Origin of the sequence: Devosia sp. FKR38 (assembly GCF_005222805.1) — a bacterium.
Classification (GTDB): Bacteria; Pseudomonadota; Alphaproteobacteria; order Rhizobiales; family Devosiaceae; genus Devosia.
In genome coordinates this window covers 404,337-430,364 of the sequence record NZ_STGC01000005.1, presented here as the reverse complement: position 1 = coordinate 430,364, position 26,028 = coordinate 404,337, and the positions used below count along the sequence as shown (strand labels likewise).

Below are 26,028 nucleotides of genomic sequence, written 5' to 3'. Positions count from 1 at the left end.
CCGGCTTTAGCAAGACTGCGAAGCAGGCTCAATTGAAGGGGCGAACCTCCACCGGCGCGCGACAGGCGATCGAGGCCTTGCGCCCCCAATCGAGCGCCGCTTGCAGATCAGGCAGATCGAGCACCCAGAAGCCGCCGACATGCTCCTTGCTCTCGCTATAGGGGCCGTCGGTCACCTGCACAGAGCCATCGGCCTGGGGGCGCAGGCCGCGCGACATGCTGATCGGGGCGAGACCGCCAACGAAAACGCGTATGCCGGCATCTACCATCTGCTGGTTGAGCGCACCGATGTCGCGATGCATGGCAGCATCTTCCATGGTGGCCGGGTCATAGTCATTGGGCCGGTGGATGGCGACGAGAAACTGGGTCATGTCTGAGATCCTGATGTGGTCAATTGGGCGGTGCCCTGCCCTGATCCAGCGACGAACGAGGGCGGGCAATTTCGACAAGACGCCTGAAATAACTGCTCAGCTGCGGCCGATACGGGCGGACAATTGCGCGGCCACGGCCGCCACGCGGGCGCCCAGTTCGGCCCGGCGGGCGGGTGGTGCTTCGGCCGATGTCATGGACATGGCCAGGGCCGCCCGGGCCGTGCCGGCGCCATCGACAATGGCCGCGCCCAGACAGAGCATGCCCTGGCGGATCTCGCCATCGTCGAGCGAATAGCCCTGCGCCCGCACGCCCTGCAATTGCTGACGCAACGCGTCGGGCCCGGCAATGCTGGCGGCGGTGAAAGGCTTTGGCCAGGGCGCGGCCAGAAGCGCCGCCAGATGCGGCTGGCTGAGCGTGGCCAGTTGCGCCTTGCCGGTGGCGGCATAGACGGCCGGCATGCGCATGCCGATGCGAAAGGTGATGCCGAGCGGCGCATTGGCATTGCTGACAGCAATATAGACCACCTCGGTCCCCTCCAGCACCGAGAGCGTCAGCGTGTGCTGGGCCAGGTCGGGATCACTGGCGACACAGGCATCGAAGGCGCGCACCAGTTCGGACTGCAGGTTGAAGGCACTGGCCCAATGCAGCATGCCAGGGCCAATGGCAAAGCCGTCGCCCCCCTCCTGCAGCAGGCGCAGATGCACCAGGGTCTGGCACAGGGCATGGGCGCTGCTCTTGGGCAGGCTGAGCGCCCGGGCGATGTCGATCAGCCGCGCCGGTCGGTCGCGGGCAGCCAGCAGATCGAGAATGGCGGCGGCGCGCATGACGGCCGGCACGATCTGGGCGGGTTCGGCGCGGCCCCCTGCGGGGCGTTCGGTTGACAGGGGCTCGGCGGCGGCCATATGTTCATCCTGCTGACTATGGTTCAGTATAATGAACTTCCGGAGCCCTGCAAGATGATTGCCCTGATCGACAAAAGCCTGCTGCGCGATGGCGCGCTGGTCAATGGACACTGGCAGACGCAAGGCGCGAGCGGCACGTTCGATGTGCACAATCCGGCAACGGGCGCGTGCCTTGCCACGCTGCCCATGCTGGGCGCCGAGGAGATCGAGACGGTGATCGAGCATGCGCGCGTGGCGCAGCCGGCCTGGGCGGCGATGTCGGCCAAGGAGCGGGGCAAGATCCTGCGGCGCTGGTTCGAGCTGATGGTGGACAACGCCGACGACCTGGCGCAGATCATGACCGCCGAACAGGGCAAGCCGCTGGCCGAGGCGCGGGGCGAAATCCTTTATGCCGCCAGCTTCATCGAATGGTTCGCCGAAGAGGGCAAGCGCGTCTATGGCGAGACCATTCCCAGCCCGCTGGCCGGCAATCGCCTCACCGTTATCCGCCAGCCGGTGGGCGTCACGGCGGCGATCACGCCGTGGAATTTTCCGGCCGCCATGATCACCCGCAAGGCGGCGCCAGCCCTGGCGGCCGGCTGCAGCATGATCGTGCGCCCGGCCGATCTGACGCCGCTGTCGGCGCTGGCCCTGGGCGAGCTGGCCCAGCGCGCCGGCGTGCCGGCGGGCGTGCTGCAGGTGGTCACCGGGCGTTCGCGCGAGATCGGCGGCGTGCTGACGGCCAGCCCGGTGGTGCGCAAGCTTTCGTTCACCGGCTCCACCGAGGTGGGGCGTACGCTGATGGCGCAATGCGCGCCGACCATCAAGCGGCTGAGCCTGGAACTGGGCGGCAATGCCCCCTTCATCGTGTTTGACGATGCCGATATCGACGCTGCCGTCGACGGGGCCATGCTGTCAAAATTCCGCAATGGCGGGCAGACCTGCGTCTGCGCCAACCGCATTCTGGTGCAGACTGGCGTGCTGGAGGCCTTTACCGAACGGCTGACGGCCCGGGTCGCCGCGCTCAAGGTCGGCGACGGCACCCAGGCGGGCACCGAGATCGGTCCGATGATCGAGGCCAAGGCCATCGACAAATTCGAGGCGCATATCGCCGACGCTGTCGCAAAAGGCGCGCAGCTGGTGCAGGGCGGCAAGCGGCTGGGCGGCCTGTTTGTCGAGCCCGCCGTGGTGACTGGTGTCACCCAGGATATGGCCGTGGCGCATGAGGAGACCTTTGGTCCCCTGGCCGCCATCTTCCCCTTCGAGACGGAGGCCCAGGCCATCGCCATGGCCAATGACACGATCTATGGGCTGGCCGCCTATTTCTATTCGGAAGGTTTCAGCCGCTCCATCCGGGTCGCCGAAGCGCTGGAATATGGCATGATCGGGCACAATACCGGGCTGATCTCCACTGAGGTGGCGCCCTTTGGCGGCGTCAAGCAATCGGGCCTGGGCCGCGAGGGTTCGCGCCATGGCATCGAGGAATATCTCGAGCTCAAATATGTGGCGAGCCGCGTCACAGCCTAGGCACGCGGCGCCGCCTTTGGGCGGATGCTGCGACCCGGGCGGGACGACAGTGCCGGAGCCCCCGCGCACGGGGGCTCCGCTGTGTTTACTTCTGGCCGAGGGTCTCGGTCACGGTCTTGAAGAAGGCGAGATTGTCCACGCCCCAGCCCAGCGGGCTGGCCGGTGAGGACAGCTTGACGATCACCGTGTCGGATGCGGGATCGACATAGATATATTGGTTGAACAGGCCCTGGGCGGTGTAGGCCTTGGAGCCCGGAATCGTCCACCACTGGTAGCCGTAGCCGAGGTTGTCAGCGGGATCGACCACTTCGGAGCCAGCGGTGGCAGCGGTGGATTCGGCGACCCAGCTTTCCGGCACGACCTGGTTGCCATTGGCCTTGCCGCCATTGAGCATCATCAGGCCGAAGCGCCCGAAGTCGCGCAGGGTGGCATTGTAGCCGGCGCCGTAGAATTCGCGGCCGACGCTGTCGGGACCATCGAGCATGTAATAGGCATCGGCCTGCATGCCGGCGGGCTGCCAGATCTTTTCGCTCATATAGTCGGCGCCCTTCATGCCGACGGCGGCTTCCAGCACGCAGCCCAGCACCGAGGTGTCGAGGGTGGAATAGTTGAAGGCACTGCCGGCCTTCTGGGCTGTCTCGGAGCGGTCGCGGGCATAGTCGCACCAGCGGTAGGCGTAGCCGACGAGCGAATTGTCATGCACTTCGGTGAGCTGGGTGTCGCTGCCAAATTCATAGACCTCCAGCCAGTTCACGCCCGAGCGCATCTGCAGCAGTTCGCGGATGGTGATGTTGGCATAGGCCGATGCGGTCCAGTCCGGCAAATAGGCGATGACCTTGTCGTCAAGGCTGGCGATCTTGCCCTCATCAAGGGCGATGCCGACCATGGTGGCCAGCAGCGATTTGGCCATCGAGAACGAGATGTGCTTGCCCGCTTCTGACATGCCGTTGCGATAGGTCTCATGGACAATGGCGCCGTGCTGGATGACCAGCAGCGCATTGGTCGAGGTGGCTTCGAGGAACTGGTCGAGCGTCACCGTCTTGTCGCCAAAGCTGAAGCTGTCGCCGATGTCGCGCGGCTCGACCGGCAGCGTCCAGACGCTGTCGCCGGCCTTGACCGTGCGGCTGGCGAACATGGTGTCGATATGCTGGAACGTCAGATAATTCAGGCCCGGCGCCATGAACTGGGCGCGGGCATTGATCATGGTGTCGGTCAGCCAGCGTGCATCGTCCGCAAGGACCGGCGCGGCGGATGCCAGGGCGGCCAGTGCAATGGCTGCCGATAGTGCCTTTTTCATCGATTTCTCCTCCAGGATGTGCCCGAGATCCGCTCCCCCGGATCCAGGCGTACCGTCGATGGCCACAGCGTCCATGACGGGCCTCCGCGGACATTGTCTGCCGTCAGAGACAGCTGAAGAGTGGCATATAATTGTTATGTTGCATAACATAATTTGCGCCGACTGGAGTTGGGTCCGGGCCGATGCGGCTGCCAGAGAAACACCGCCGCGGCGACACATCGGCGGCACGGCGCAGGCGCACGGTCCTGGTCGGCAATGTCCTGGAAGCCTCGTCCCGACGATCGGCCGACGTTGGCATGTTGCCAAAGCTGACGTCGCAACATTCAGATATACGCCGGGAAGATGTCGCCTTAATTGGTCGGGACCAATTCAGTCTTGACTACCTTGGCCCAGTCCTCTGCCCTCATCTGGATTTGCGCGAACCCGTCGACTGTATCGCAATGCATTGCATGTCCCGCATTCAGGAACGCGAAGGACTTTGGGCGCATGGTAGCTGCCATGCACAGGCCAAACGGCAAATCGATACAGGTTCAGAAGGGCAGCGCTACCGGGACGTCGTCGCTGACCAATGCCGTGAGCGACCCGGACATCATGCGCGAGGCAGAGCGCCTGCTGGGCGGCCGAACCCGCGACATCAAGTTCTCAGCAGCGCTGGAACGCGCCTTTCGCGACCGGACCTGGCGACAGACCGCCAAGATCATCCGATCGTGGATGGTCTGGGTGATCGTGCTCGATGGACTCACCCTATCGATGAACGTGCTCCTGCTGCCCCGGGCACAAGCGATTGCCATGCTGAGCCCGGGCCTGATCATTCCCATCGCCGCCGTGACCATATGGTGGGTCTGGCAAGAGCGGCGCCCGGCCTGGCTGCTCGACGGCGTCCTGAATGTCGGCATGTTCCTGATCCTGCTGGCCGTTTGCTGGATGGGCGCGGCGGCTGGCGGCTTGTGGCAGGAGCGCTACCTGTATGTGATGGTCTTCGTCGGCATTGCCGGAATAACCACCTTCAGCGTCGCCATGCCCACCATCTGGGGTATCGCGACAAGCAGCCTCGTCCTTTACCTGACCTTCCAGCTGCACAATCCCCGCATCGGCCTGCCGGAGGCCCTTGCTGCCTTCTTCTTTTTCGCATCGGGGGTGGTCGCCGTGGTCTTTGCCCGCCGCACCATGTCGGTACTGGCCAACAAGGCGTTCCTGCTCGAACTGCGGGATGGCGCCCGGCTGGCCGCCCTGACCGAGGCGAACGAGCGGCTTGATCACCTGGCCAAGGTCGATCCGCTGACTGGCGTGGCCAACCGGCGATGGATGACAGAACTTCTCACTGCGCTCGCCGGGCGCCCGGACCACCTGCGCGGGAGCACATCACTGCTGATGTGCGATATTGATTATTTCAAGCCGCTCAATGATCGCCTCGGGCACGCGCACGGGGATCGCTGCCTGGTCGAAGTGGCCGCGATCATCGATCAAAGCGTCCGGAGCGGATCGGACCACGTCGCCCGATATGGCGGCGAGGAATTCCTGGTCATCCTTCCGGACACCACTGCCGAGGAGGCGCTTGTCGTCGCTGAGCAGATCCGAAAGAACGTCGCGCGCGCGGCCCTGCCCAACCCCGGTTCCCATGTCGCAACGGTGGTCACCATCAGTATTGGCGTTGCTGCGCGCACGGGCGATCAAGCTTGGTCGGCGGACGAGTTGCAGGTTGAGGCGGACCTCGCGCTCTATCGGGCCAAGAAGGAGGGCCGCAACCGAACCGTGCTGTTCGGTGCTGCGGAATCGTCCAAACCGGCGAGCGCCGCTGGCGCGGCCTAGCCGGCGCCACGGGCCGCACTGGACCTGGGTCCTTGGCTTGAGCCGCCCGAGCAGTGGGCTTGGCCGTTTGGCGTCGTGAAGGCGGGCAGCGGACGACGGGGGCAAGTCCAACGATCAGCCCCCTCCCCTCTGAGGTTGGCCATGCGCAAACCGGCGAGGGCGACCACCGCCGCAAGTCCTTAAAAACTAAACCAAATCTTAACTATATCGCAATCAATCACTGCCCCGGTAAACACTCCAGTAAGGTTATTTTTGTTCTAAGTGGACTTCGTGCCAGAATCCGAAGGGCCATTGCTCTGAATACCCGCTCACGACTTGACCTTCCCAAAATTCTATTAGTCGTCGCCGCCCTGAGCTTGTCGGCCTGCGCGACGCTATCGCCCCTGGAGGGCTATCCTGCCAAGCCCGTTGAGGCACGCGACGCCATGCTGGTGCTGTCGCCCGGCGCCGGGGCCATTCTGGGAGTTGTCCAGACCGGCTATGCCAACGCCACCGAGCAAACCATTTCGCTGGCGACCAATGCCCGTGCGCCGGGTCAGAACTACTTCAAGGTCCAGATCTTTGATGCGGCGGGCAGCTCCAGCGCGCCCGGCGCCTTGCGGGATGTCGCGCTGGCGGACCTGGATATGGCGGGTGAAGCGCGGGGCACCGTCAGCTTTGCCGACATGAAGCTGGCGCCCTATTTCGTGCAGAACCAATATGGGCCGTTTGGTTATTCCATGGGGCGGACCGAGACCTCGGACATTTGCATGTATGCCTGGCAGCGCATCGGCCCCAGCCTGAAGCGGACCGGTGCCGGCGCGCGCGGGGCGGTCAATCTGCGGGCCCTGATCTGCGACAGCAAGAAGACCGAGAACGAGCTGCTCCAGATCATGTTCGACCTGCGCCTCAAGGGCGTGACAGGCGTGGTGGCGCCGGCGCCGCGGACGCTTGGCGCCTCTGGCACGGTGATCTCGCCCTTTGCCAAGGATGGCGCGGCCAATGTGCTCTCCCCGCTCCCGGTGGCGCAAAACCACAAGGCCACGCCGCAGCCAGCCAAGGTCTCCGAAGAGATCACCGGCTCGGTGACGCCGCGCCTGTTCATCCCGGAACCTTCGGCACAGCAGTCCATGCCCATCGTGCCGCAGCCATCGGCGCAGCAATCCATGCCCATCGTGCCGCAACCATAGGTCCCTTCCCCGCTTGCGTCCCAATGTCGTGGCATCCGTCCAACCGAGTAATTTCCATGCGCAAGATCGCCTTGATTGCTTTCTGGCTCTTGTTCGCCGGCATCGCGGCCATAGCGATTACCTTGCCGATCAGCATTCAGACCCATCTGGTCACGGCCGTGCTGATGCTGGCCTTGATGCTGCTGGTCAAGCTGTTCCGGCTGGAGGGAATCTGGCGCCTGCTGCTGCTCGCCTTCGGCACGGCCCTTGTGCTGCGCTACGCCTTCTGGCGCACCACGAGCACCCTGCCGCCGATCAGCCAGATCGCCGACTTCATCCCAGGCTTTCTGCTCTATCTGGCCGAAATGTACAGCGTGCTGATGCTGGGCCTGAGCCTGTTCGTGGTGTCAGAGCCCTTGCCGTCGCGGCCGGCCACCAAGCTGGAGCCGGACGACGAGGTGCCCCAAGTCGACGTGTTTGTGCCGAGCTATAATGAATCCGAGGAGCTGCTGGCTGGGACGCTGGCGGCCGCCAAGGCCATGGACTATCCGGCTGACAAGCTGACGGTCTGGCTGCTCGACGATGGCGGCACCCTGGCGAAACGGCAGTCCGCCAATGCCGATCAGGCCGAAGCGGCGCAGGATCGTCATGTGCGCCTGATGGCGCTGGCGGCAGCGCTGCAGTGCAACTACCTGACCCGCGATCGCAATGAGCACGCCAAGGCGGGCAATCTCAACAATGGCCTGGCCCATTCCAAGGGCGATCTGGTGGCTGTGTTTGATGCTGACCACGCGCCGTCACAGGATTTCCTGCAGCAGACCGTGCCCTATTTCGCGCGGGATCATCGGCTGTTCCTGGTGCAGACGCCGCATTTCTTCCTCAATCCAGACCCGCTGGAACGCAATCTGCAGACCTATGACACCATGCCGTCGGAGAACGAAATGTTCTACGGCGTCATCCAGCGCGGGCTCGACCGGTGGAATGCGTCCTTCTTCTGCGGTTCGGCGGCCGTGCTGCGCCGCACGGCGCTCGAAACCACCAATGGCTTTGTTGGCAAATCCATCACCGAGGACGCCGAAACCGCCATTGACCTGCATGCCAAGGGCTGGAACAGCCTCTATGTCGATCGCCCGTTGATCGCCGGCCTGCAGCCCGCCACCTTTGCCAGCTTCATTGGCCAGCGCACGCGCTGGGCGCAGGGCATGCTGCAGATCATGATGATGAAGTTCCCGCTGTTCAAGCGCGGGCTGAGCATGAGCCAGCGGCTCTGCTACATGTCGAGCACCATGTTCTGGCTGTTTCCGATCACGCGCATGACGTTCCTGTTTGCGCCGTTCTTCTATATTTTCTTTGATCTGCAGATCTTTACGGCATCTGGCGGCGAATTCTTCGCCTATACCATGACCTATATGCTCGCCAATATGATCATGCAGAACTATCTCTTCGGCAAATGGCGCTGGCCGCTGATCTCCGAGCTCTACGAGTATATCCAGTCAGTGCATCTGTTTCCGGCACTGTTCTCGGTCGTGCTGAACCCGAACAAGCCCACATTCAACGTCACCGCCAAGGACGAGACGACGGTTCGCAGCCGCGTCTCGGAAATCGGCACGCCGTTCTTCATCATCTTCCTGATCCTTTTGGTCGGCCTCGGCTTTACCATCTACCGGCTCTATGCCGAGCCCTATAAGGCCGAGATCACCCTGGTGGTGGGCGGCTGGAACCTGTTCAACCTGATCATTGCCGGCTGCGCGCTGGGTGTTGTGTCCGAACGCAAGGAAGCGCGACAGAACCAGCGCGTCCGCGTCGATCGTACTTGCCAGATCAGGACGCCCGACGGCAGCTGGCTGGAAGGCGCCATTGTGGACGTATCTTCGGCCGGTCTGGGCGTCCGCCTGCGGTCCAGCCGCAGCGGCGTGACCAAGGATTCGCTGAGCCATCTGCGCTTCGAGCCCTACTCGGCCATCGAAAATCCGGAGATGGCGCTGGACGTGCGCAATGTGGTGACCAGCGAGAACGGCACGCTGCTGAGCTGCCAGTTCGTGCTCAACACTCCCAATGACTTCCGCCTGATGGCCGATCTGCTCTATGCCAATTCCGAGCAGTGGAGCGAGCGGCTCAATTCCAAGCGCATCAATGTCGGCATCATTGAAGGTGTCCTGCGGTTCCTGTGGATTGCCTTGTACCAGACCAGCCGGGGGCTCTCTTATTACGTGCGGTTCGGCAAGACGCCGGCGGTCAAAGCCACCCGCGCGCCGAGGGCGTCGCGATGATCCGCACGCTATCATCCATCGCCTTTGTCGTGCTGGCCGGGCCCGCCATCGCGCAGACGGCGCCGCATTTCGACATGACGCCCGAAGCTGGCCTGGTGACTCCAGGCGAAGCGGCGCCCGAGAGCGCCACCCCGGTGGTGGTCGCGGAGAGCCCGGCGTTTGTCCGCTATCTGCTTCCAAGCGGCGATGCCCGCCTGGCAGGCGAAGTGGATCGCCGGAACTACCAGATCTATCTCACCGCAGCGCAGGTGCAGGCGCAAGCCAGCCTGAGCCTGGGCTATATCAACGCGCTGGTCGTGGCGCCGGAATCCTCGCGCCTGCGGGTGCAGATCAATGGCACGACAGTTTTGCTTAATCCCATCGCATCGGCCGCCAGTATCGCCAAGCTGGAGGTGGATGTTCCGGCCGGGGTTCTGGTGCCGGGCTTTAACACCGTCACCATCTCGGCCGACCAGCGCCACCGCACCGATTGCACCATCGAGTCCACTTATGAATTGTGGAGCGACATTTCCTCAGCAGACACCTTCCTGCGCTTTTCCGGACCGCGCCTTGGCGAGGTGACCCGCCTTGACGATATCGCGGCGGTCGGCTGGACCGCAGCTGGCAATAGCGTCATCCGGGTCATTCTGCCCGCGGGCTCGGCCATGCAGCATGGCGCGCTGCTGGCCGACATGGTGCAGAGCCTGGCGCTGTCCATGCGTGTCGCCAATAGCGATGTGCAATATGCCACCGCGCTCCCAAGCGCCTTGGAACCCGGCGTGCTCAATGTGCTGGTGGCGCCGGCCGGCGACTTGCCGGGGTCGATCGCGCCGCTTGCCGTTGATGCCCGCACAGGGCCCGTTGCCGAGTTTGCGCCCTCGGGCACCAATACGCTGGTGCTGTCCGGCCCGGACTGGGACGGCGTGGCGCGTGCCCTCGACGAGGTGCGTCTGGTCGCCGAGCACTATCCGCAGCCCGACAACAGCCTGCCACCGCGCGCTGATGCGGCCCTGCCCGTGCGTGAACTTGATGGCGCCGGTACGCTGTCGTTTGCCGAAATGGGCTTTGAAGGCCTGAGCTTTAACGGGCGGCGCTATCGGACCAGTTTTTCATTCGCGCTGCCGCAGGATTTCTACGCCACACACTATGGCCAGGCCCAGATTACCCTCAATGCCGCCTATTCAAGTGACGTGCTGCCGGGCAGTCGCTTCGACGTATTCGTCAACGGGCACATCGCTTCCGTAACCCCCATCCTGCGGACAGACGATGCGCTGCGCGACTTGCCGCTCAAAGTGCCCATGACTGACTTCCACCCCGGCATCAACACGCTTGAAATCGTCGCCGCGCTGCGCACACAGGCCGACGATGTCTGCGCGCCGGGCACGGTGACCGTGGGTGCCGACCAGCGCCTGCTCATTTCCAGCAACAGCACGTTTACCGTGCCCGACTTCGGCCGGGCGTCGCAGGTCCCCAATCTGTCGGCCTTCGCCAACACAGGCTTTCCCTATGTGGACGATGCGCAGCCCAATCTGGTGATCGGATCGGGCGAGGACTCGCTGCCGGCGGCACTGACATTCCTCTCCCGCATGGCCGGGCAGACCAACCGGGTGATCCCCATCGGCGCGGTCAGCCTTGCCAGCCCGTCGCCGGCCCAGGATGCGATCTTTGTCGGGGCCTATGGACAGCTCCCGCCCGATTCCATTCAGCGCATCGGCGTGCTGCAGCCCTATGCCAGCGACGACAATGCGCTGGAGGCCGGCGGTGGCGATCTGGACGAGATCCTGCAGCGTTGGCGCTCCAATGGCGGCTCGGGCGACCAGTCGCTCGTTGGCCGCCTGCAAACCTGGATCGCCGGGGTGCTCGATCTCGGGCCCAATAGCCTGGGTATCCTGCCGCCGCCGGATGAGCCCTATGCCCCGCGCCTGTCCGACAGGGCCGTGCTGCTGCAGACCCTGCAGGATGAGGGCGGACTCTGGACCATGCTGACCATTCCCAACGCCACGGCGCTGAAGTCAGGCGTCGATCTGATCACCTCGACGGCGATCTGGCCCAATATGGCCGGGCGGGTCTCGGTCGTGCCCAGCGATCAAAGCACCATTCAGGTTGTCGAACCCAACCACGTGGCGTTCTCGACCAGCGACGGATGGAATTTCTTCAACCTGCGCAATGTGGTGACCAATTGGGTGTCGAGCCACACGCTCGCCTATGCCCTGGGGCTTTGCCTGGTGCTGGTGGGCCTGACACTGGCAACCGCCGGCGTACTGGGCATCACCAGAAGGTCGGTGAAATGAAGAAGTTGTATCGGGCACTGTGCATGACAATTGCCATGACGACGGGCGCTGCGGCCGCCGAGCCGGGCAGCGTTCATGCCGATGAATGGGCCGCCTATCAGCAGGCCTTCGTGCAACAGGGGCGTGTCATCGACATCGCCAATGGCGAGATTTCGCACAGCGAGGGCCAGGGCTATGGGCTGCTGCTCGCCTATCTGGCCGGGGACACGGACGGCTTTGCCGCCATCTGGGGCTTCACCACAGCTGAGCTGATGGTGCGCGAGGATGGCCTTTTAGCCTGGAAATGGGAGCCCGACGCCAAGCCGCATGTCACCGACAGCAACAATGCCGCTGACGGCGACCTGCTCGTAGCCTATGCGCTCGCTCTGGCTGGTCGGGACTGGGACCGCCCCGACTATGTGGACGCCGCCCGCAAGCTCGCCAATGCCGTGGGCAGTGCCGCGACACTGCGCTGGGGTGGGCGCGACATCCTGCTGCCAGGTGCCTTCGGTTTTCGGCCAGAGGATCAGGCCGATGGCCCGATCATCAACCTCTCCTACTGGGTCTTTGAGGCGTTTCCGGTTCTGGCCACTGTCGCTCCGAACACCGATTGGTCCGCCATCGCCCAGAGCGGTCGCCTGCTGGTGCATGAATCGCGCTTCGGCCCGCTGCAATTGCCCACCGACTGGATTGCGCTGGGCGGCGAGCAGCCGGCGCCGGCGGCAGGCTTTGCGCCCGAGTTCGGCTACAACAGTGTGCGCATCCCGCTCTATCTGCTGCGCGGCGGCGATCGGGAGCCCGTGCTGCTGCGGCAGTTCGTTGCTCCGCTGAGCGGGGAGACTGCCGCCACCACGCGGGTCGAGACGGGACAGGCCATCGACCCTCTGCAGGAGCCCGGCTACCGCATCATCGGGGCCGCCATCAGTTGTGTGCTCGATGGCGCGCCGATTGATCCTGCGCTGCTGACGTTCTCGCCGCAGAGCTATTACGGCTCGACCCTGCAGCTGCTGACCCTGTCCTATCTGCGCCAGAGCGCACCACATTGTCTGGGAGGTTCAAAATGACCCATGGTTCCCATCGCCTGATGCTCGGGCTGTTGGCCGGTCTGGTTCTGACCACGGGCGCAGCCGCCCAGCAAAGCCCGGTGACGTCAATGCCGCGCCCTGCGCCCCAGTCGGGGCCGGCCGTTGACGAGAGCGCCTTGCGTTATTTTGCCAGACAGGGCGACGAACGCCGCCTGCGCGCTGAAACCGCCAGGCTGGCGGCAATCTATCCCGGCTGGGTTCCGCCCGCCGATCCCCTGGCCGAGGTGAGTACGGTTGATGAGAGTCTGCAGGCCATGTGGGACCTGTTCGGCGCGGGGGACCTTGCCGGTGTCGACGCGGCGATTGCCGCGCGCCAGGCAAGCGATCCGAACTGGCACGCGCCAAAGGACCTGGTCGACGCCTTGGCCGCCAGCACTGCTGCGGCTGACATCCGGGCGGCCGCCATCGCCAGGGAGCATGCCAGGGTCATCGCGCTGGCCGCCAATCATCCAGACATACTGGTCTGCACAAACGTGGATTTGCTCTGGTCGCTGGCCGAGGCGTTTGCCGCTGCCGGCAGCGACAACCGGGCGGTTGAGGCCTATCAGTTTGTGCTCAATCACTGCGATCCCAGCCCCGAGCGCCTGGCCACCATGCAGAAGGCCCGCCTGGTGCTCAGTGCCGATGACCTGGAAGTGCTCTACCTGCTCGAGCGCGACGGTGAGTTCGCCTCGGTTAGGGTCGACCAGGCGCGCCAGATGCTGGCAGACGTCGTTGGCGGCGCCCTCCGACAGGCCGACCCTGCCGCAGTCAGCTTGATGCAGCAGACGGTTGCAGCCGAGCCCAGCGCGGGCGATCTCCGCCTGCTCGGCTATTACGAGCTCAAGAACAACCGCGGCCGACAGGCGCGGATGCTGTTCCAGAAGGCCTTTGACATCGACAGCGCGCCGGAATCGATCACGGGCCTCGCCCTGTCGATGATGCAAACCCGGGACCTGGTCGATGCCGAGAGCCTGCTGGCAGACCATCGCTATGGTTCGGATGAACTGGATGGGCTGTACCTGACTGTTGCCAACGCCGTCTTGCTGGCGATGCCGCCCATCGAGCTGGAGCCCGATACGCTGGTGCGCATCACCGATTCCATCAACGAGGCAAAGGACTATGCCGGCGCCCAGGCTGTGGGCTGGTATGCCCTTAACTATCAGCAGAGCCAGACGGCTGCCCGCTGGTTCCAGAAGGCGCTGGAATACAACCCCGGCTACGAGCCGGCGGCCTATGGCCTGCTGGTGGCCAGCGACAAGCTCAAGGACCGGGAGACGGTCAAGGAGATCATGCGCAAATGGGGCGCATTGTCGCCCCGCATCGCCCTGTTCGGCACGCCTGGGGCGCCAACCGAGGCGCCGGTGATCAGCAGCATTCCCGAACCGAGCCTGTACGCCCCTGCCGTTTACCGGCTCGGCAGCGCGCCAGCATTTCTGCTGGTCGCGCAGCAGACCGCCGCCCAGAAGCGGGCCTATGCCCAATGCGGGACCTATAGGGACCCCGCAACGCTGTCGCCCGCGCAAGCCCTTCCACGGGCCTGGTGCCTGATGGATCTGGAGCGCTCCTCGGAAGCCGAAGCAGCCTTCCGTCGCGCGATTCTGACGACCTCGGTCACGGCGCGGACCGATGGCTATTATGGCCTGACACTGGCGCTGTTGCGGGTTGGCCTGGTCGAGGAGGCGGCGATTGCCGCGGCAGCCATGCCGCAGAGCGCCGAACGCGTCCGGGAAATGCAGCTGGCGATCTTGTCCAGCACGGCGGTCGCCTATTTCAACATCGGCCGCTATGACGAGGTGCTGCAGCTGCTCGACCACCGCGCGCACATGGCGCCCGAACAGAATGACCTGCTGACGATCCGCGCCTGGAGCTATTACCACCTCGGCCGTCTCCGCGACGCCCGCCATATCTTCGCCGCCGTCGCCGCCACAGGCTATGCAGATGCCCAGCGCGGCCTCGAAGCCGTTGAGGCCCATTCTTTCCAATGATCAGGGGTGTCCGCCAGATAGAGCGAAGATGCGCTGCATGGTGACGGCGCCATGCAACGCAAAGCGCTGGCTTGGTTTGCGGGCATAGCTATTGGCGCCGGTCGTCGATGGCCTCGCCCCGCGACATGGCCCTGTGGGACTCAGGCGGTTTCTGGCGGCGGATCGGCGATTTGGGGGCTGGCTGGGGCGCCAGGATTCGAACCTGGGAATGGCGGTACCAAAAACCGCTGCCTTACCACTTGGCGACGCCCCAACTGGCGCGGTTCCTACACGGTTTAACTTTGCTTCGCAACTCGGTCACCGGCTGCATAAAAAGCCTGTGCGAAGCGCTTGAATGGCGGGGCAAGCGCAGCTATAACCCGGCTCATCGCGATGGCCGACACGCCCATCTGGGCCGTCCGCCCGCCAATCCCGTGTCGCGATTTTGACGGAGTATAGCGCAGCCTGGTAGCGCACCTGCTTCGGGAGCAGGGGGTCGAGTGTTCGAATCACTCTACTCCGACCAATCAACCCCGGCGTCTCAGGACGTCGGGGTTTTTTACACCGACAGGGTTACCGACAGGGTTTGCCCGGATCGTTACCTCTTGCGCTTGCCCATCGCTGCAGCAGCACCCTTGAGGTGATCGGGATGATGGTGCCCGTAAACCTCCATCAAGGTCTGCACCGTCATGCCAAAATAACCTGCGGCCTCCCAAAGCTCGATACCGTTCTGCATTGCCCACGTCACCGCGGTATGTCGGAGAGCATGGGGGATGACTCCCTTATCTAGACCGCACTCAGCAACCAGGGCGCGAAAGGCCTTGCTGATGTTGTCGACTTTCCTGCCGTTGAACTCGACCGCGAAGGTCTGACCAGCGCGGCGCCAACGCCTGAGATGGGAGAGCAGGCCAAGCGGTAGCGGTATAGTCGTCTGCTTTTTCTTCGTTGCAAGTTTCGAAGAGGCCTTTCGCGTCCAGACGCCGCGCTCCAGATCGATGTAGCCATGGTCGACGCTGTGCACGAACGAGGCATTCAGGACGTCGCCACGTCGGGACCCGGTGTAGACGGCTAGCAGAATGAACCGTGCCAGGTGCCGCCGCATGTGCCAATTGTCGCCCTCCCCTGACCGACCGTTTGCTGCCCTTCCTCCCCGCCAGGCTGTCCAAACGAGCTTGGCGACCTCGGACCGCGTCAGCCAGCGTTCACGCGGCTTGGACTTAGGCGGCAGCGTCACGTTCACTGTCCCTTCCAACACCCGCTGTTCCTGGGCATGCCGAAGAGCCGCCCGGAGCATCTCCAGATCCCGGCTTGCTGATCTGGTAGCGCCCACGAAGGTAACATAGGCATGGCAGTTGGCGGCATTGATGTCGCTGACGAAGCCGGTCAGCACCGGTTTGGGCCCGATGGCTTTCCGGGATGCTTCAAGCGGGTTCCCCCACCACGACGCCAACCTGGCTATCATTGCGGCCGATTCCCTCGGACGCGCGTGCAAGTGAGCAACGTCGCGGGCGTATACGTTGAGCACGTCGACGATCAGCACGTGCGACGGCTGGCCGACGTTGCGGCGAGGATCGTGCTTCTGGGCGATGTATTCCGCTAGTGCTGCCTCAGCCCCTGCAAGGTCGCCTGGAGGGCATCCCGTGCTGCGTTTGATGTTGCCGTCACGGATGACCCACCGGGCGGCCTCGACGCTTCCGTTGCTGTTCTTGCGCTCCGGCTGGAGCCAAAGCCTGGGTCCCTTACCTGTGGGTCCAACTGACACTTGCGACGCATATCCCTGATTGCATTGCGTGTGACGAGGTGAGTGCGTCCTACTTTTTCGAGGACCAGATTTCCGCGCCTATGCTCGGCCCGGAGACTAGCGGGCTTGATCGCACCACCGAATTCCACCTCGCACGCCACTTCGAGCGTCATGGGAAAATCGTCTTCGAGATGGCGGGGAATATCGAGCATAGTCATGTCACACGCGGGACCAGACACAGGTCTGGCCTTCATGTTTCATTTTATAGCGAAACGCTCGACGGAGTGTCGCAGGTGACTGCAGAAAGTTGCGCCCACATCGGGCGACAGCCTAGATCGCGGGTGAAAACTTGAAATGGCACCAGACCAATATGGGTCATGCTCGATCCGAATTGCCGCATCTAGCTAGATCGGCCAATACAGCCGCCGCAGCGGCAGGAGCTGTTTGGTCTCGTTATCCAGTGCGTCGTAGTTCTCAATCAGCGCGGCGACGAGCTCGTCTATGTCCATGAGCGAGAGGGGAATGCTGGCCCGCTCAGCCTCATAGCGCGCGTCCTTGGAGAACCCGCCGGTGCTGACATAGAGGCCCTTGTCGTCTTTGTGTCGGCCGCCCAGAAAGCTGCGAATCTCCTGGCTGCCCATGGCGCCCTTGCGGTGCTTCACCTCCACAACAATGCGCGGGCTCTCGAAGCCGAAGCCATCGGGTGAGGCGACGATATCCTTGCCGCGGTCCGGTCCGGCCGGCGAGATCCGGGTCTTGTAGCCCATGGCGCGCAGCAGCCCGGCAACCAGCCGCTGCATCTGCTCCCAGTCGAGCTTGGCGGCGCGGTCCTTGATGAACTCCAGCGCCTTGGCCTGCATGTCCTCTGCCAGCACGGCCTCTTCGGCCTCAGCTGTCTCGGGAGCCTCTGCCGGCGCCTTTGACGTCATGGCGCGATGCAAGTCTGCGGCGGCCTCCTTGGGCACCAGGAAGATGGTGGATATCGCACCCAGGCTGTTCTTGGTGCCAGCGCTGAGCAGGTCGCGGCTGACTTCGCCTGCCCAGCGGACCTGCTTGATGTGGGGGTGCTCCGACCTTGTGGGATCGAAGCGATAGGGGTTGGTGACAGTGCCGACTAGATAGATGCGACGACCCGGGTCATAGCTGACCACGGTGTCGTCCTTGCCAATCTCGTCCTTGAACCGCCAGACTTGGCCGACCGCCATGGACTGGGACTGCTTACCCCAATCGGGCCAGATCGCAGCGACAGCGCGCGCAAGGTCGGCACGCGTGCCATAGTTCTCAAGCGACCCCAGCGGTGCCCAGCCAATCGACACCACCCCTTCATCACGAAAATCATCGATAAACGCCGCGCCTTCGCCGGCGCGCACCATCCAGGTCTTTGTCATCGGCTCCCCCTCATGTTCACTCTGGGGGCAACGCGGGCGCAGTGCAAGACAAGGTTTGCGCGCGGTGCGTCCACTTAAGTTCTTGACAGCATGGGAGTCTTTGCAGCCATTCTGCCGCGCAGTTTAGGCAGAGGAATTCGACTATTGCGTAGGAATATGTTGCGGACTGGGGCAGCGACACTGGCCCTTTCACTGGCCCTAATGGGCACGAGCGCGGGCCAGACTTATGATCCGTATGCGGCAGCCATCGCCAACTCGGTCCCGCCGAGCCGCGCTGTTCGGGCCGCCATTGTCGAGGCTGCCAGAAACATCCTCTTTGACCCCTACAGTGTGCGGGACGCGCAGATCTCCAATGTCGCGGACTTTGGCAATGGCACGCAGGGCGTCTGCGTCCTCGCAAACGCTAAAAACCAGTTCGGCGGCTATACCGGTCGCCAATCCCATGCCATCACCATGAGCGGCAGCCTCCTCCTCAGCCAGCAGACCAACCATCCGCTGTGCGCCAGGCCGGACGTGAAGTGGCACAAGTTCCCCGAACTTGAAGCCCTATGACTCCGGCGACGTAGATCAATCTACCACACCATCTGGATCCAGCTCGGCCGCCACACCCCGGAACTGCTCAAGTGCGGCCTCAAGGTTTTCGACGATCTCGGCAGCCAGGACGTCAGGCTCTGGCAGGCTGTCTATATCTTCGAGGCTATCGTCCTTGAGCCAGGTTATGTCCAGGTTGAGCTTATCCCGCTGCGAGAGTTCGTCGTAGCTAAATCTACGGAAACGCTCGCTCTCTTTGCGATCGCGATAGCAGGCGACGAAGTCATCCAGGTCTGACGAGGTCAGGCGCTTGGTCTTGAGCGTTTTGTGGACATTGGTGCGATAGTCGTAGACCCAGAGTTCCTTTGTCTGGATCTCCTTGGACGCCGGGCGCTTGTCGAAAAAGAGCACGTTCGCCTTGACGCCTGGGCTATACCAAATGCCCGTTGGCAGGCGCAGCAGTGTGTGGAAGTTGAATCCCTCGAGCAGGCGCTTACGGATCCCCTCCCCGGCCCTTCCCGCTTCGAAGAGAACGTTGTCCGGCAGCACGACACCCGCCCGACCATTGGCCTCCAGAATGGTCATGATGTGCTGCAGGAAATTGAGCTGTTTGTTCGAGGTCGTGAACTTGAAATCCTCGCGCTCATAATTCTCGCGCTCCGTTGTGACGGAGCCATCCTCTCCGACGACCTTGTAGCTCGACTTCTTGCCGAAGGGCGGATTGGTCAGAACCACCTTGAAGCGATCGCCGCGATCACCCGCCAGGGCGTCACCCTGCGATACCGGACTTCCACCGTTGCCGATACCGTGCAGGTAGAGGTTCATCGCACAGAGTCTGACCACCTCGTCGACGATGTCGCCACCGGTGAAGGCTGTGTGACGCAGGGAGCGAAGCTTTTCCCGATCCTGCGATTGCGTCTTCATGTGATCGAAGGCCGAAAGCAGGAAACCACCAGTGCCGCAGGCCGGGTCGCATACCGTCTCGCCGATCTTCGGATCAACGCATTTGACGATCGCATCGATCACGGGGCGCGGCGTGAAATATTGGCCGGCACCCGAGCGGACCTCGGAGGCATTGCGTTCAAGCAGGCCCTCGTAGATCTCGCCCTTCACATCGACTTTCATGCCCACCCACGGGCCTTCCTTGTCGATCAGGCTCACGATGCGCTTGAGTTTAGCTGGATCTGAGAGCTTGTTCTGCGCCTTGCGGAAGATCGTCCCGATCAGGCCTTCTTCTTTGCCGAGAGCCTCCAGAGTATGGCGGTAATGCAGCTCGAGAGCATCACCATCCTTGCCCGACAGGTGCGGCCAACTCCACTGCGGTGGAATGGCAGAAGTCTCGCCCAGTAGCTCCTCGCGCTCCTGGTCCATCTTGAGGAAGAGCAAATAGGTGATCTGCTCGATATAGTCCCCATAGGAGACGCCCTGGTCGCGCAAGACGTGCGCGTAGTTCCAGACCTTGGAGACGAGCTGTTCGTTAGTCACTATGGTGCCCTTCCCGGGTATTGTTGTTCGAGGCGCTTCAGCAGCCATCGAGCTGTCACGACAACTATCTGCAAGCGGAACAGAGCGTCGTGCGGCGTTGTGATGCCAGGATGTGATCCATCCGTGTGGAGTAGTTTGGCCAGGCCGGGAAGGTAAGTCTGACTTGGGCCATCGCCAAATTCATGTTTCTCCTTGAGAAGAAACCCACGTTCGGCAAGCAGTTGTCGTTTTTGCAGTCCGCTCGACCTCCCTGCCGACTCGGCTGCAAAAAGGCCATCGGCGATGCTGTCCGTGAGGGCCTCAAGAAAGGTCCGGCACTGCCCGTTAGCGGCCTCGAGGTCTCCCTGTGCGAGGTTCTCTCGAGCGCTTTTGAGATGGCGAGCGGCTGTGCTCATTTGGTAGCGATCGAGTAGCTGTTCGAGTTCGCTGGCGCTCTCCTGCAGCTCCGCATACTGCGGCATACTCGCCGTCACGCCGGTAGGCTTTGGATAGTCGCTCCAACCCTCGGGCGCCTGTGTCAGTAACGAGTAGCCGTCCAGGTTTAGATACCGCTCAAGCTTTTCCCAGAGGGATGCGGTCTGCGAGTCCCACTGCACGCGTCTAATGGCCTCGTCAACGAGCAGTTGCCGCAACTCTTTCCAACCATAGTCGCTGTGCACCTCTAGGTCCGGGTTTTTCACAGCGAACTGCTTGACTGCAAGCGCAGTCTTCTCTCGGGACCCGCTGGGCCGAATGTGTTCGTCGAGGCCATACTCAAGCAGGATGCTCTCAAGCTCAGCATTTGTCTTGAGAAATCCCAGCAGGTCACACGCCGTTACCACCGCCCCGCGACCAATTTTCAATTTGCCGCTCACGCTCTGCTCCTACCGCGTCGAGTGGATGCCGAGCGGGCAACATCCTGCATGCGAGCAAGCAATTCCGCCGCCGGTTCATCGGCGGGGTCCTGGGGGACCAGGCGGCCGGCAAAAGCGTCTTTCAGAACGGATTGGCGCAGTGCGCTGGAGCGGGCAAGTTGCTCTCGACATAGCCTCTCCAAAAGCTCGATGCGCGCCATGATTGCCGAGACCCTGTCGACTATCTCGTCACGTTCCTCACTACTAAGAACGGGCACCGCCAAAGTCCGCAACTGCTCAAAGCTTAGGTGAGGCCTCCCCGCCCCATAAATGTGACGTTCAATCTGATCCCGCCCTGCTCCTTTGCCATTTAGGTGCAGTTCCACAAAACGGGCCCACTCAGGCTCTGCCAATCTCAAAAGCGCGACACTTTGGCAGACAAAATGCCGCTGGTCTCCACGATCGAAGCGACAAGTATCCCCTGTATTTGCACCCACAATGGTAATGAGGATGTCGTCGAGCCGTGCCTCACTGCGTTTAGCGTCAGGGCTATCCAAGGGCGGATCGACCGGGAATTTTTTGGTAAGGTCAAAGTGCATTGGGCGCACATTCTGGGCCATAATGAATACCCCATGACCTCTCCCATAGTAGCGCTTCCAATCACGCGAACCGCTGGTCAAGTGGACTGAGATCTGGTCTATAGATGCCCAGACCCAGCTCGTCGGCAGCTTCGGTAGTTCAGTGGTGTCAGGCTCCATGGCTTCCTTGTATTTGCCACGACCATCCCAGGCCTCGCGGCGGGTTTGCAGGATGCGGGCGAGTAGGTCGCGGCCATGCTCCAATCGCTGTGCATTTTTGGCACGCCAGTCAGCTGTGAGCTGACCGGTGACGGCAGCCTTCAGGACGGACTGACGATAGCGAGCGAGCTGCCTCTGAACCGCGCGTAGAGCCTCTTCACCCTTGTCCAATTGGGCAAACAACATTTCGATCCGGTCGACGATCCGGCGTTGCTCATTCACCGGCGCGATCGGCACCAGAAATTTTTTGAGCCTATCGGTGTCAATGCTTGCAACCGTCGTGCCCTGCTTAGAGCATCCAGCCAAGATGCGGCTATTCTGCGCCCGAAGATACCATGCGATGTAGTCGGCCTGCACGCCACAGAATGGCGACAAGACCTTCAAGTCTTGGTTCACGGTGATTTCGCGATCATTTACGGCAACAGGGAAAGTGTGCGACAGAATTCCAGAACGGGTTACCATCAGGACTGAATCGGCAGGGATGTATTTCGCTGACGACTGCTCAACGGCCGCGCGGGTGATAAAGTCCTCGCTAGTTCGAATGCGTCCGGACTTCATGTCCTTGGGTGACACCCAAGGAATAGTGCCATTTGTCCAAAACGCCTTATTGGCTTTTGACGGTGTCCCTCCGCCCGACCAGGTGCCCAGTCCGCCCAGGGTTGTCCACGCCCAGTTGGTGGGTAGCTCATCGTGCTGCTCGCTCACGCGACCAGCGCTCCAAGCAGATCATCCAGCATGTCGTTCAATCTCGGCCCCAATACTTTGCGCGCCTGCAGAATCCCACCCTTGTCAGCAAGGCTCGGCACGTCCTGGAAATCGCGCGGCGCGATTTCGGCATTGGCGGCTATAAACGAGGCGATGGTCCGCAGCCAGTCTTCCTGCTCGGACGTATAGTCCCGACCGGCTCTTTTTTCGCGACCCATCCACAGATTGAAGCGCTGCTCGACTGCGGATGCGAAGGGCTCAAGCGTATCCGTCTGGCCCAGGGCAAAGCGCACGAGGCTCACCACCTCCGTCAGTTGTTCATCGACAGGAGCGCCACGAACCTTGGCGGCATCAAGCCGCTTGTAGGCCTGCCAGACGTTTGCTGTGGTCAGATAGAGCGGCGGATCCGTCAGGTGCTGCACCAGCTCCTTGATCGAAGCGTAGGTCAGCCGCTGGCGGCCTTGCGGCTGATTGTAGAGAATCTGCAGGGCGGTGAGCTCGTCGCGATTTTCTTCGATGAACTTCTTGAAGCTGGTGATGGTCTCCTCGGCCCGCTTCACATCGAAAGACGCTGACACGAGAGAGTCGCTCGTCACTTCGTCGATGACGATGTCTGTCTTCTGCTTGATGTCCGTCAACAGGGTCCGCGCTGCAGGGCTGTCGAACGGGCGGCATGCCGCCTCCACCATGGCTTCGATAACCAGTCTCTCTTGTTCCTGGCTCGGCGCCGGACCATGGCGCGCCTCGATCTCGGCCTGCTGCTTGTCCACGTCGATCGCGTCCAGAAGACCGTTGGCGAGATCACGAAGGCTTTTCCCTGAGGTAACCTCGGCGATGCGGGCGCGATCTTCGTCATCGAGCTTGCGATCAAGTATAGCCAGACGGCCCGCCAGGGATGAAAGCGCGTCCTCGTCGCGCCGACCCATGGCGACCTGTTCGACCAGCGCATCAAAGCTGACAGATTTCTTGCGCTCCAGCGGCTGACTCGCCGTCTTCTTGCTTTCGGAGACACCGACGGCGTCGATGAGGATGAAACGCGTCTTGGTCTTGGCGTCGGGCGTAACGGCCTGCAGATCGGCGTCCGGTATCGTGCGAACGCCGCGTCCCTTCATCTGCTCATAGTAGCCTTCGGACTTTACGTCGCGCATGAAGATCAGCACCTCGACGGGCTTGATGTCCGTGCCGGTCGCGATCATGTCGACGGTGACAGCCACGCGCGGAAACGGATCAACGCGGAAGGCCTTGACTAGGGACTTGGGGTCCTCGCCTGTGTTGCGGTAGGTGATCTTCTTGGCGAAGCTGTTGCCCTCGCCGAACACCTCTCGAACCGCGTGGACGATCTCTTCGGCGTGATTGTCGTCCTTGGCAAAGATCAGCGTCTTCGGCAGCCAGTCCCCGGTGCGATCGGGGAAGAGTTCAGTAAACACGCGATCTTTGTAGGTCTGCAGCACCGTGCGAATCTGGTTCGGGTTCACGACAGACCGGTCTAGTTCCTTGGCGGTATATTCCAGATCAGCATCGAGCTGCTCGTATCGGACCTTGCGCGTGCGCTTGTCGCGGACGGGCACCTGGAAGCCGGCCTCATCCGTCTCAACCCTGCCGCCGTTTTCAGTGACGTGCGTCCTGATCCGGTAGATCTCGTAACCGACATTCACGCCGTCCACGACTGAACGCTCATATGGGTATTCTGCGACAAGGTTCTGGTTGAAGAAGCCCAGAGTGTGCTTGGACGGCGTCGCGGTAAGGCCAATGATCGACGCGTCGAAATATTCGAGCACCTGACGCCAGAGCCCATAGATGGACCGGTGGCACTCGTCGGTGACGATGAAGTCGAACGTCTCGATCGGCAAGGCCGGGTTATAGGCGAGAGGCACATCTTCGCCGTCAGCCTGCCAACCCTCAAAAGCTGAGCGGTCTTCTTCCTCGACGGAAAGCTCCTTGCCGCGCAGAACCGAATAGAGTCTCTGAATCGTCGTGATGACGACCTTGGCGTCCGGATCGATGCGCGCGCCGCTCAAGTGCTGCACGATGTAAGTGTCGGTGAAGCGGTTCGCGGTGCCGGGCGGCTGATAGGCCTGGAACTCCTTGAGCGTCTGATCTCCGAGATTGTTTCGGTCGACCAGAAAAAGGATGCGCTTGGCCCTAGCCTCCTTGATTAGGCGATGTGAGAAGGAGCACGCCGTAAACGTCTTCCCAGCGCCCGTGGCGAGCTGAATGAGTGCCCTGGGCCTATCTGCCGCCAACGAGGTTTCAAGGCCGTGCAGGGCCTCGTCCTGGCAATCTCTGAGCCCGCGCCCATCGATGGGCGGCATGTGTCGTAGCCGCGCCCGAAGCGTCTCACGCTGCTGCAGCCACTCCAGCAGGATTTCGGGCCGGTGAAAGGCAAAGACGCGTCGCGACCTGGGAACAGGGTCGCGCATGTTGCGGAAGTAGGTCTCGTCGCCAGTGGTCTCATAGTCGAAGACCAGGCTTTCGTCCCAGCTCGCCAGATGGGACGGGAGCTGGCCCATGTATTTCTCCGACTGCTCCGCCACACCGCTAAGTGTCACACCGGACTTCTTGGCCTCAACGACGCCGGCCGCCTTACCTGCAACGAAGAGCAGATAGTCGGCGTGGCCGCCGGGCAGTGGGAACTCGCGGACGGCGACACCCAATGAGGCATTGCGGTCGAGGTGCTCCCGATCCTGGAGAACCCACCCGGCATCGCGGAGAAGTCGATCAATGCTCTCGCGAGCCGTTTGCTCCGGTGCGGCCAATAGTTCCCCCTTACCTCCAGGCAGTTCTGGTCTCGTCGTCCCGGAGACGTCCCAAGAGTGACGCTTCCCTATGTAGTTCTATATTTCAAGAGGTATATACATTTAGGGAGGCGTCACTCCGGTTTGTCTAGGGAAGCGTCACCTCCGGCAATGGGGACGTGGCGGTGAGGGAGCTAGATACTCCGGCTGATGTGGTCGCGGCCTTCTTCTTCGCGCGATACCGCTTCTGCCGCTCATTTGGAGCCTTCCTCAGTGCCTTCTGACGCGGCTCCTCATGGCCGGTACTCCGCAGAACCTCTGATTTCACCATGGATGCCAGGCCGTTGCAGGAAGCCGAGGAGGAGCACTTCCGGCACGCCTCTGCGCTTGTGTCCATCGCACTCGGCATTCCATGGCACGACGGCCACAAAATGCCCGCAAGAGCCGCGTCTGACACAGGTGTAGGACCAAGTGCCCCCAGCAATGCGGTGGCGACACTTGCTTCCAGCACCTCCGGCGGCACTATCGCGGCGAAGTCATCTGGCGTCACGATCGGATAACTGTAGCACCACATCTCAATTGCCCTGGGCCAAGAGCATTCTGACCGACCACAAAGATCGACGATGAAGGCGCGTGCTGCAATCTGCTCGGCGGTTCCTTCGAATGCATCAGGATGGAGCTGCGGAACATCGGCGAGCGAACGGGACGCAGCCCAGAGCCGATCATGCGACAAGAACTTATTGAATTCTGCCCGCCAGGCGGTCTCAGTGGCGTCGGAAAATCCCAGCTGATTGATCTGCGGGACATTGTGGCGACCACCGCTTGCCCTCCTCGACCAGAACCAGAAGCCGAATTCGATGTAGATCTCGTATGGCACACCAAAGGTATCGGCAATCTGCCGCGCAAACCAAGCCATGGCGAGTTTTTTGGGGTTCTTCACAAAGTCCGAGAACGGAACCATGGGCAGGTTATCTGCCAGGTCTTTGTCCTTGTGCTCGCGAACATAACCTACACGAAGGCTACGATAGATATCATAGAAAAGCTTCGTCGCTGCCAGCGGCGTCATGAAGCGGTAGCCGACCCATTTCAGGTCCTGCAGCTCCCGCTCAGTGGTGAGGCGGCAATGCTCAAGATTGGAAGCGACGAAGACAGCGTCATCGAAGCGCTGCTTCTTGTGGGAAAGGTCCAAGGTGGTCATTGGAGGACGAGTTACCTTCTCATTGTTGAGGA

General features: G+C 62.3%; 18 protein-coding genes and 2 tRNA genes. 9 read left to right on the top strand and 11 right to left on the bottom strand.

Going from position 1 to position 26,028, the window contains the following annotated elements; all coding sequences use genetic code 11:
- Positions 1-28 precede the first annotated feature (28 nt).
- Positions 29-370 (bottom strand): YciI family protein, encoded by a 342-nt coding sequence (locus tag E8M79_RS07195; protein WP_137151255.1) that lies wholly within the window; start codon positions 368-370, stop codon positions 29-31.
- A 96-nt stretch (positions 371-466) separates the two neighbouring features.
- Positions 467-1,273, bottom strand: a complete 807-nt coding sequence (locus tag E8M79_RS07190) for an IclR family transcriptional regulator (RefSeq protein ID WP_137151254.1) — start codon at positions 1,271-1,273, stop codon at positions 467-469.
- Between the two features lie 54 nt (positions 1,274-1,327).
- Between E8M79_RS07190 and E8M79_RS07185 the strand changes: the two genes are divergently transcribed.
- On the top strand, positions 1,328-2,779 hold the full coding sequence (locus tag E8M79_RS07185; RefSeq protein WP_137151253.1) for an NAD-dependent succinate-semialdehyde dehydrogenase: 1,452 nt from the start codon (positions 1,328-1,330) through the stop codon (positions 2,777-2,779).
- An 85-nt stretch (positions 2,780-2,864) separates the two neighbouring features.
- Here E8M79_RS07185 and E8M79_RS07180 read toward each other — a convergent pair whose 3' ends face one another.
- Entirely contained in the window at positions 2,865-4,076 is a 1,212-nt protein-coding gene (locus tag E8M79_RS07180; RefSeq protein WP_137151252.1) for a serine hydrolase, read from the bottom strand.
- 486 nt (positions 4,077-4,562) lie between these two features.
- On the opposite strand from E8M79_RS07180, the gene E8M79_RS07175 reads away from it, so the two are divergent.
- The 6 genes from E8M79_RS07175 (at position 4,563) to E8M79_RS07150 (ending at position 14,604) form a co-directional block, all read left to right on the top strand.
- Positions 4,563-5,885, top strand: a complete 1,323-nt coding sequence (locus tag E8M79_RS07175) for a GGDEF domain-containing protein (RefSeq protein ID WP_248304932.1) — start codon at positions 4,563-4,565, stop codon at positions 5,883-5,885.
- Between the two features lie 356 nt (positions 5,886-6,241).
- Positions 6,242-7,054: a cellulose biosynthesis protein BcsN gene (gene bcsN / locus E8M79_RS07170; RefSeq protein WP_137151251.1), complete on the top strand. Its 813-nt coding sequence runs from the start codon at positions 6,242-6,244 to the stop codon at positions 7,052-7,054.
- Positions 7,055-7,110: 56 nt separating this feature from the next.
- The gene (gene bcsA, locus E8M79_RS07165) at positions 7,111-9,303 is read left to right on the top strand and encodes a UDP-forming cellulose synthase catalytic subunit (protein ID WP_137151250.1); all 2,193 of its coding nucleotides are present in this window, start codon (positions 7,111-7,113) and stop codon (positions 9,301-9,303) included.
- Positions 9,300-11,573, top strand: coding sequence for a cellulose biosynthesis cyclic di-GMP-binding regulatory protein BcsB (locus E8M79_RS07160; RefSeq protein WP_137151249.1), 2,274 nt, complete (start codon positions 9,300-9,302; stop codon positions 11,571-11,573). Before bcsA ends, E8M79_RS07160 begins: the two co-directional genes overlap by 4 nt.
- Positions 11,570-12,616: a glycosyl hydrolase family 8 gene (locus tag E8M79_RS07155; protein WP_248304931.1), complete on the top strand. Its 1,047-nt coding sequence runs from the start codon at positions 11,570-11,572 to the stop codon at positions 12,614-12,616. The genes E8M79_RS07160 and E8M79_RS07155 overlap by 4 nt, the downstream gene beginning before the upstream one ends.
- Positions 12,613-14,604, top strand: a complete 1,992-nt coding sequence (locus E8M79_RS07150) for a cellulose synthase (protein WP_137151248.1) — start codon at positions 12,613-12,615, stop codon at positions 14,602-14,604. Before E8M79_RS07155 ends, E8M79_RS07150 begins: the two co-directional genes overlap by 4 nt.
- Positions 14,605-14,782: 178 nt before the next feature.
- On the opposite strand, the gene E8M79_RS07145 is transcribed toward E8M79_RS07150, so the two are convergent.
- Positions 14,783-14,857: transfer RNA gene (locus tag E8M79_RS07145), tRNA-Gln, on the bottom strand.
- A 175-nt stretch (positions 14,858-15,032) separates the two neighbouring features.
- On the opposite strand from E8M79_RS07145, the gene E8M79_RS07140 reads away from it, so the two are divergent.
- A tRNA-Pro gene (locus tag E8M79_RS07140) sits at positions 15,033-15,109 on the top strand.
- A gap of 72 nt (positions 15,110-15,181) precedes the next feature.
- Here E8M79_RS07140 and E8M79_RS07135 read toward each other — a convergent pair.
- Positions 15,182-16,345, bottom strand: a complete 1,164-nt coding sequence (locus E8M79_RS07135) for a site-specific integrase (RefSeq protein WP_137151247.1) — start codon at positions 16,343-16,345, stop codon at positions 15,182-15,184.
- Between the two features lie 383 nt (positions 16,346-16,728).
- A complete protein-coding gene (locus tag E8M79_RS07130; protein ID WP_137151246.1) occupies positions 16,729-17,712 on the bottom strand; it encodes a restriction endonuclease in 984 nt (327 codons plus the stop codon).
- Between the two features lie 201 nt (positions 17,713-17,913).
- On the opposite strand from E8M79_RS07130, the gene E8M79_RS07125 reads away from it, so the two are divergent.
- Positions 17,914-18,264: a hypothetical protein gene (locus tag E8M79_RS07125; protein ID WP_205747888.1), complete on the top strand. Its 351-nt coding sequence runs from the start codon at positions 17,914-17,916 to the stop codon at positions 18,262-18,264.
- A gap of 15 nt (positions 18,265-18,279) precedes the next feature.
- On the opposite strand, the gene E8M79_RS07120 is transcribed toward E8M79_RS07125, so the two are convergent.
- The 5 genes from E8M79_RS07120 to E8M79_RS07100 all read right to left on the bottom strand — a co-directional run bounded on the left by E8M79_RS07120 (position 18,280) and on the right by E8M79_RS07100 (position 25,996).
- A complete protein-coding gene (locus E8M79_RS07120; protein WP_137151244.1) occupies positions 18,280-19,728 on the bottom strand; it encodes a class I SAM-dependent DNA methyltransferase in 1,449 nt (482 codons plus the stop codon).
- Positions 19,728-20,582 carry a hypothetical protein gene (locus E8M79_RS07115; protein WP_137151243.1) on the bottom strand — a complete coding sequence of 285 codons (855 nt, stop codon included), beginning with the start codon at positions 20,580-20,582 and terminating at the stop codon, positions 19,728-19,730. Before E8M79_RS07115 ends, E8M79_RS07120 begins: the two co-directional genes overlap by 1 nt.
- Positions 20,579-22,063 carry a restriction endonuclease subunit S gene (locus E8M79_RS07110; RefSeq protein ID WP_137151242.1) on the bottom strand — a complete coding sequence of 495 codons (1,485 nt, stop codon included), beginning with the start codon at positions 22,061-22,063 and terminating at the stop codon, positions 20,579-20,581. Before E8M79_RS07110 ends, E8M79_RS07115 begins: the two co-directional genes overlap by 4 nt.
- Positions 22,060-24,819, bottom strand: a complete 2,760-nt coding sequence (locus E8M79_RS07105; RefSeq protein ID WP_137151241.1) for a DEAD/DEAH box helicase family protein — start codon at positions 24,817-24,819, stop codon at positions 22,060-22,062. Before E8M79_RS07105 ends, E8M79_RS07110 begins: the two co-directional genes overlap by 4 nt.
- Before the next feature lie 127 nt (positions 24,820-24,946).
- Entirely contained in the window at positions 24,947-25,996 is a 1,050-nt protein-coding gene (locus E8M79_RS07100; RefSeq protein WP_137151240.1) for a hypothetical protein, read from the bottom strand.
- Positions 25,997-26,028 lie beyond the last annotated feature (32 nt).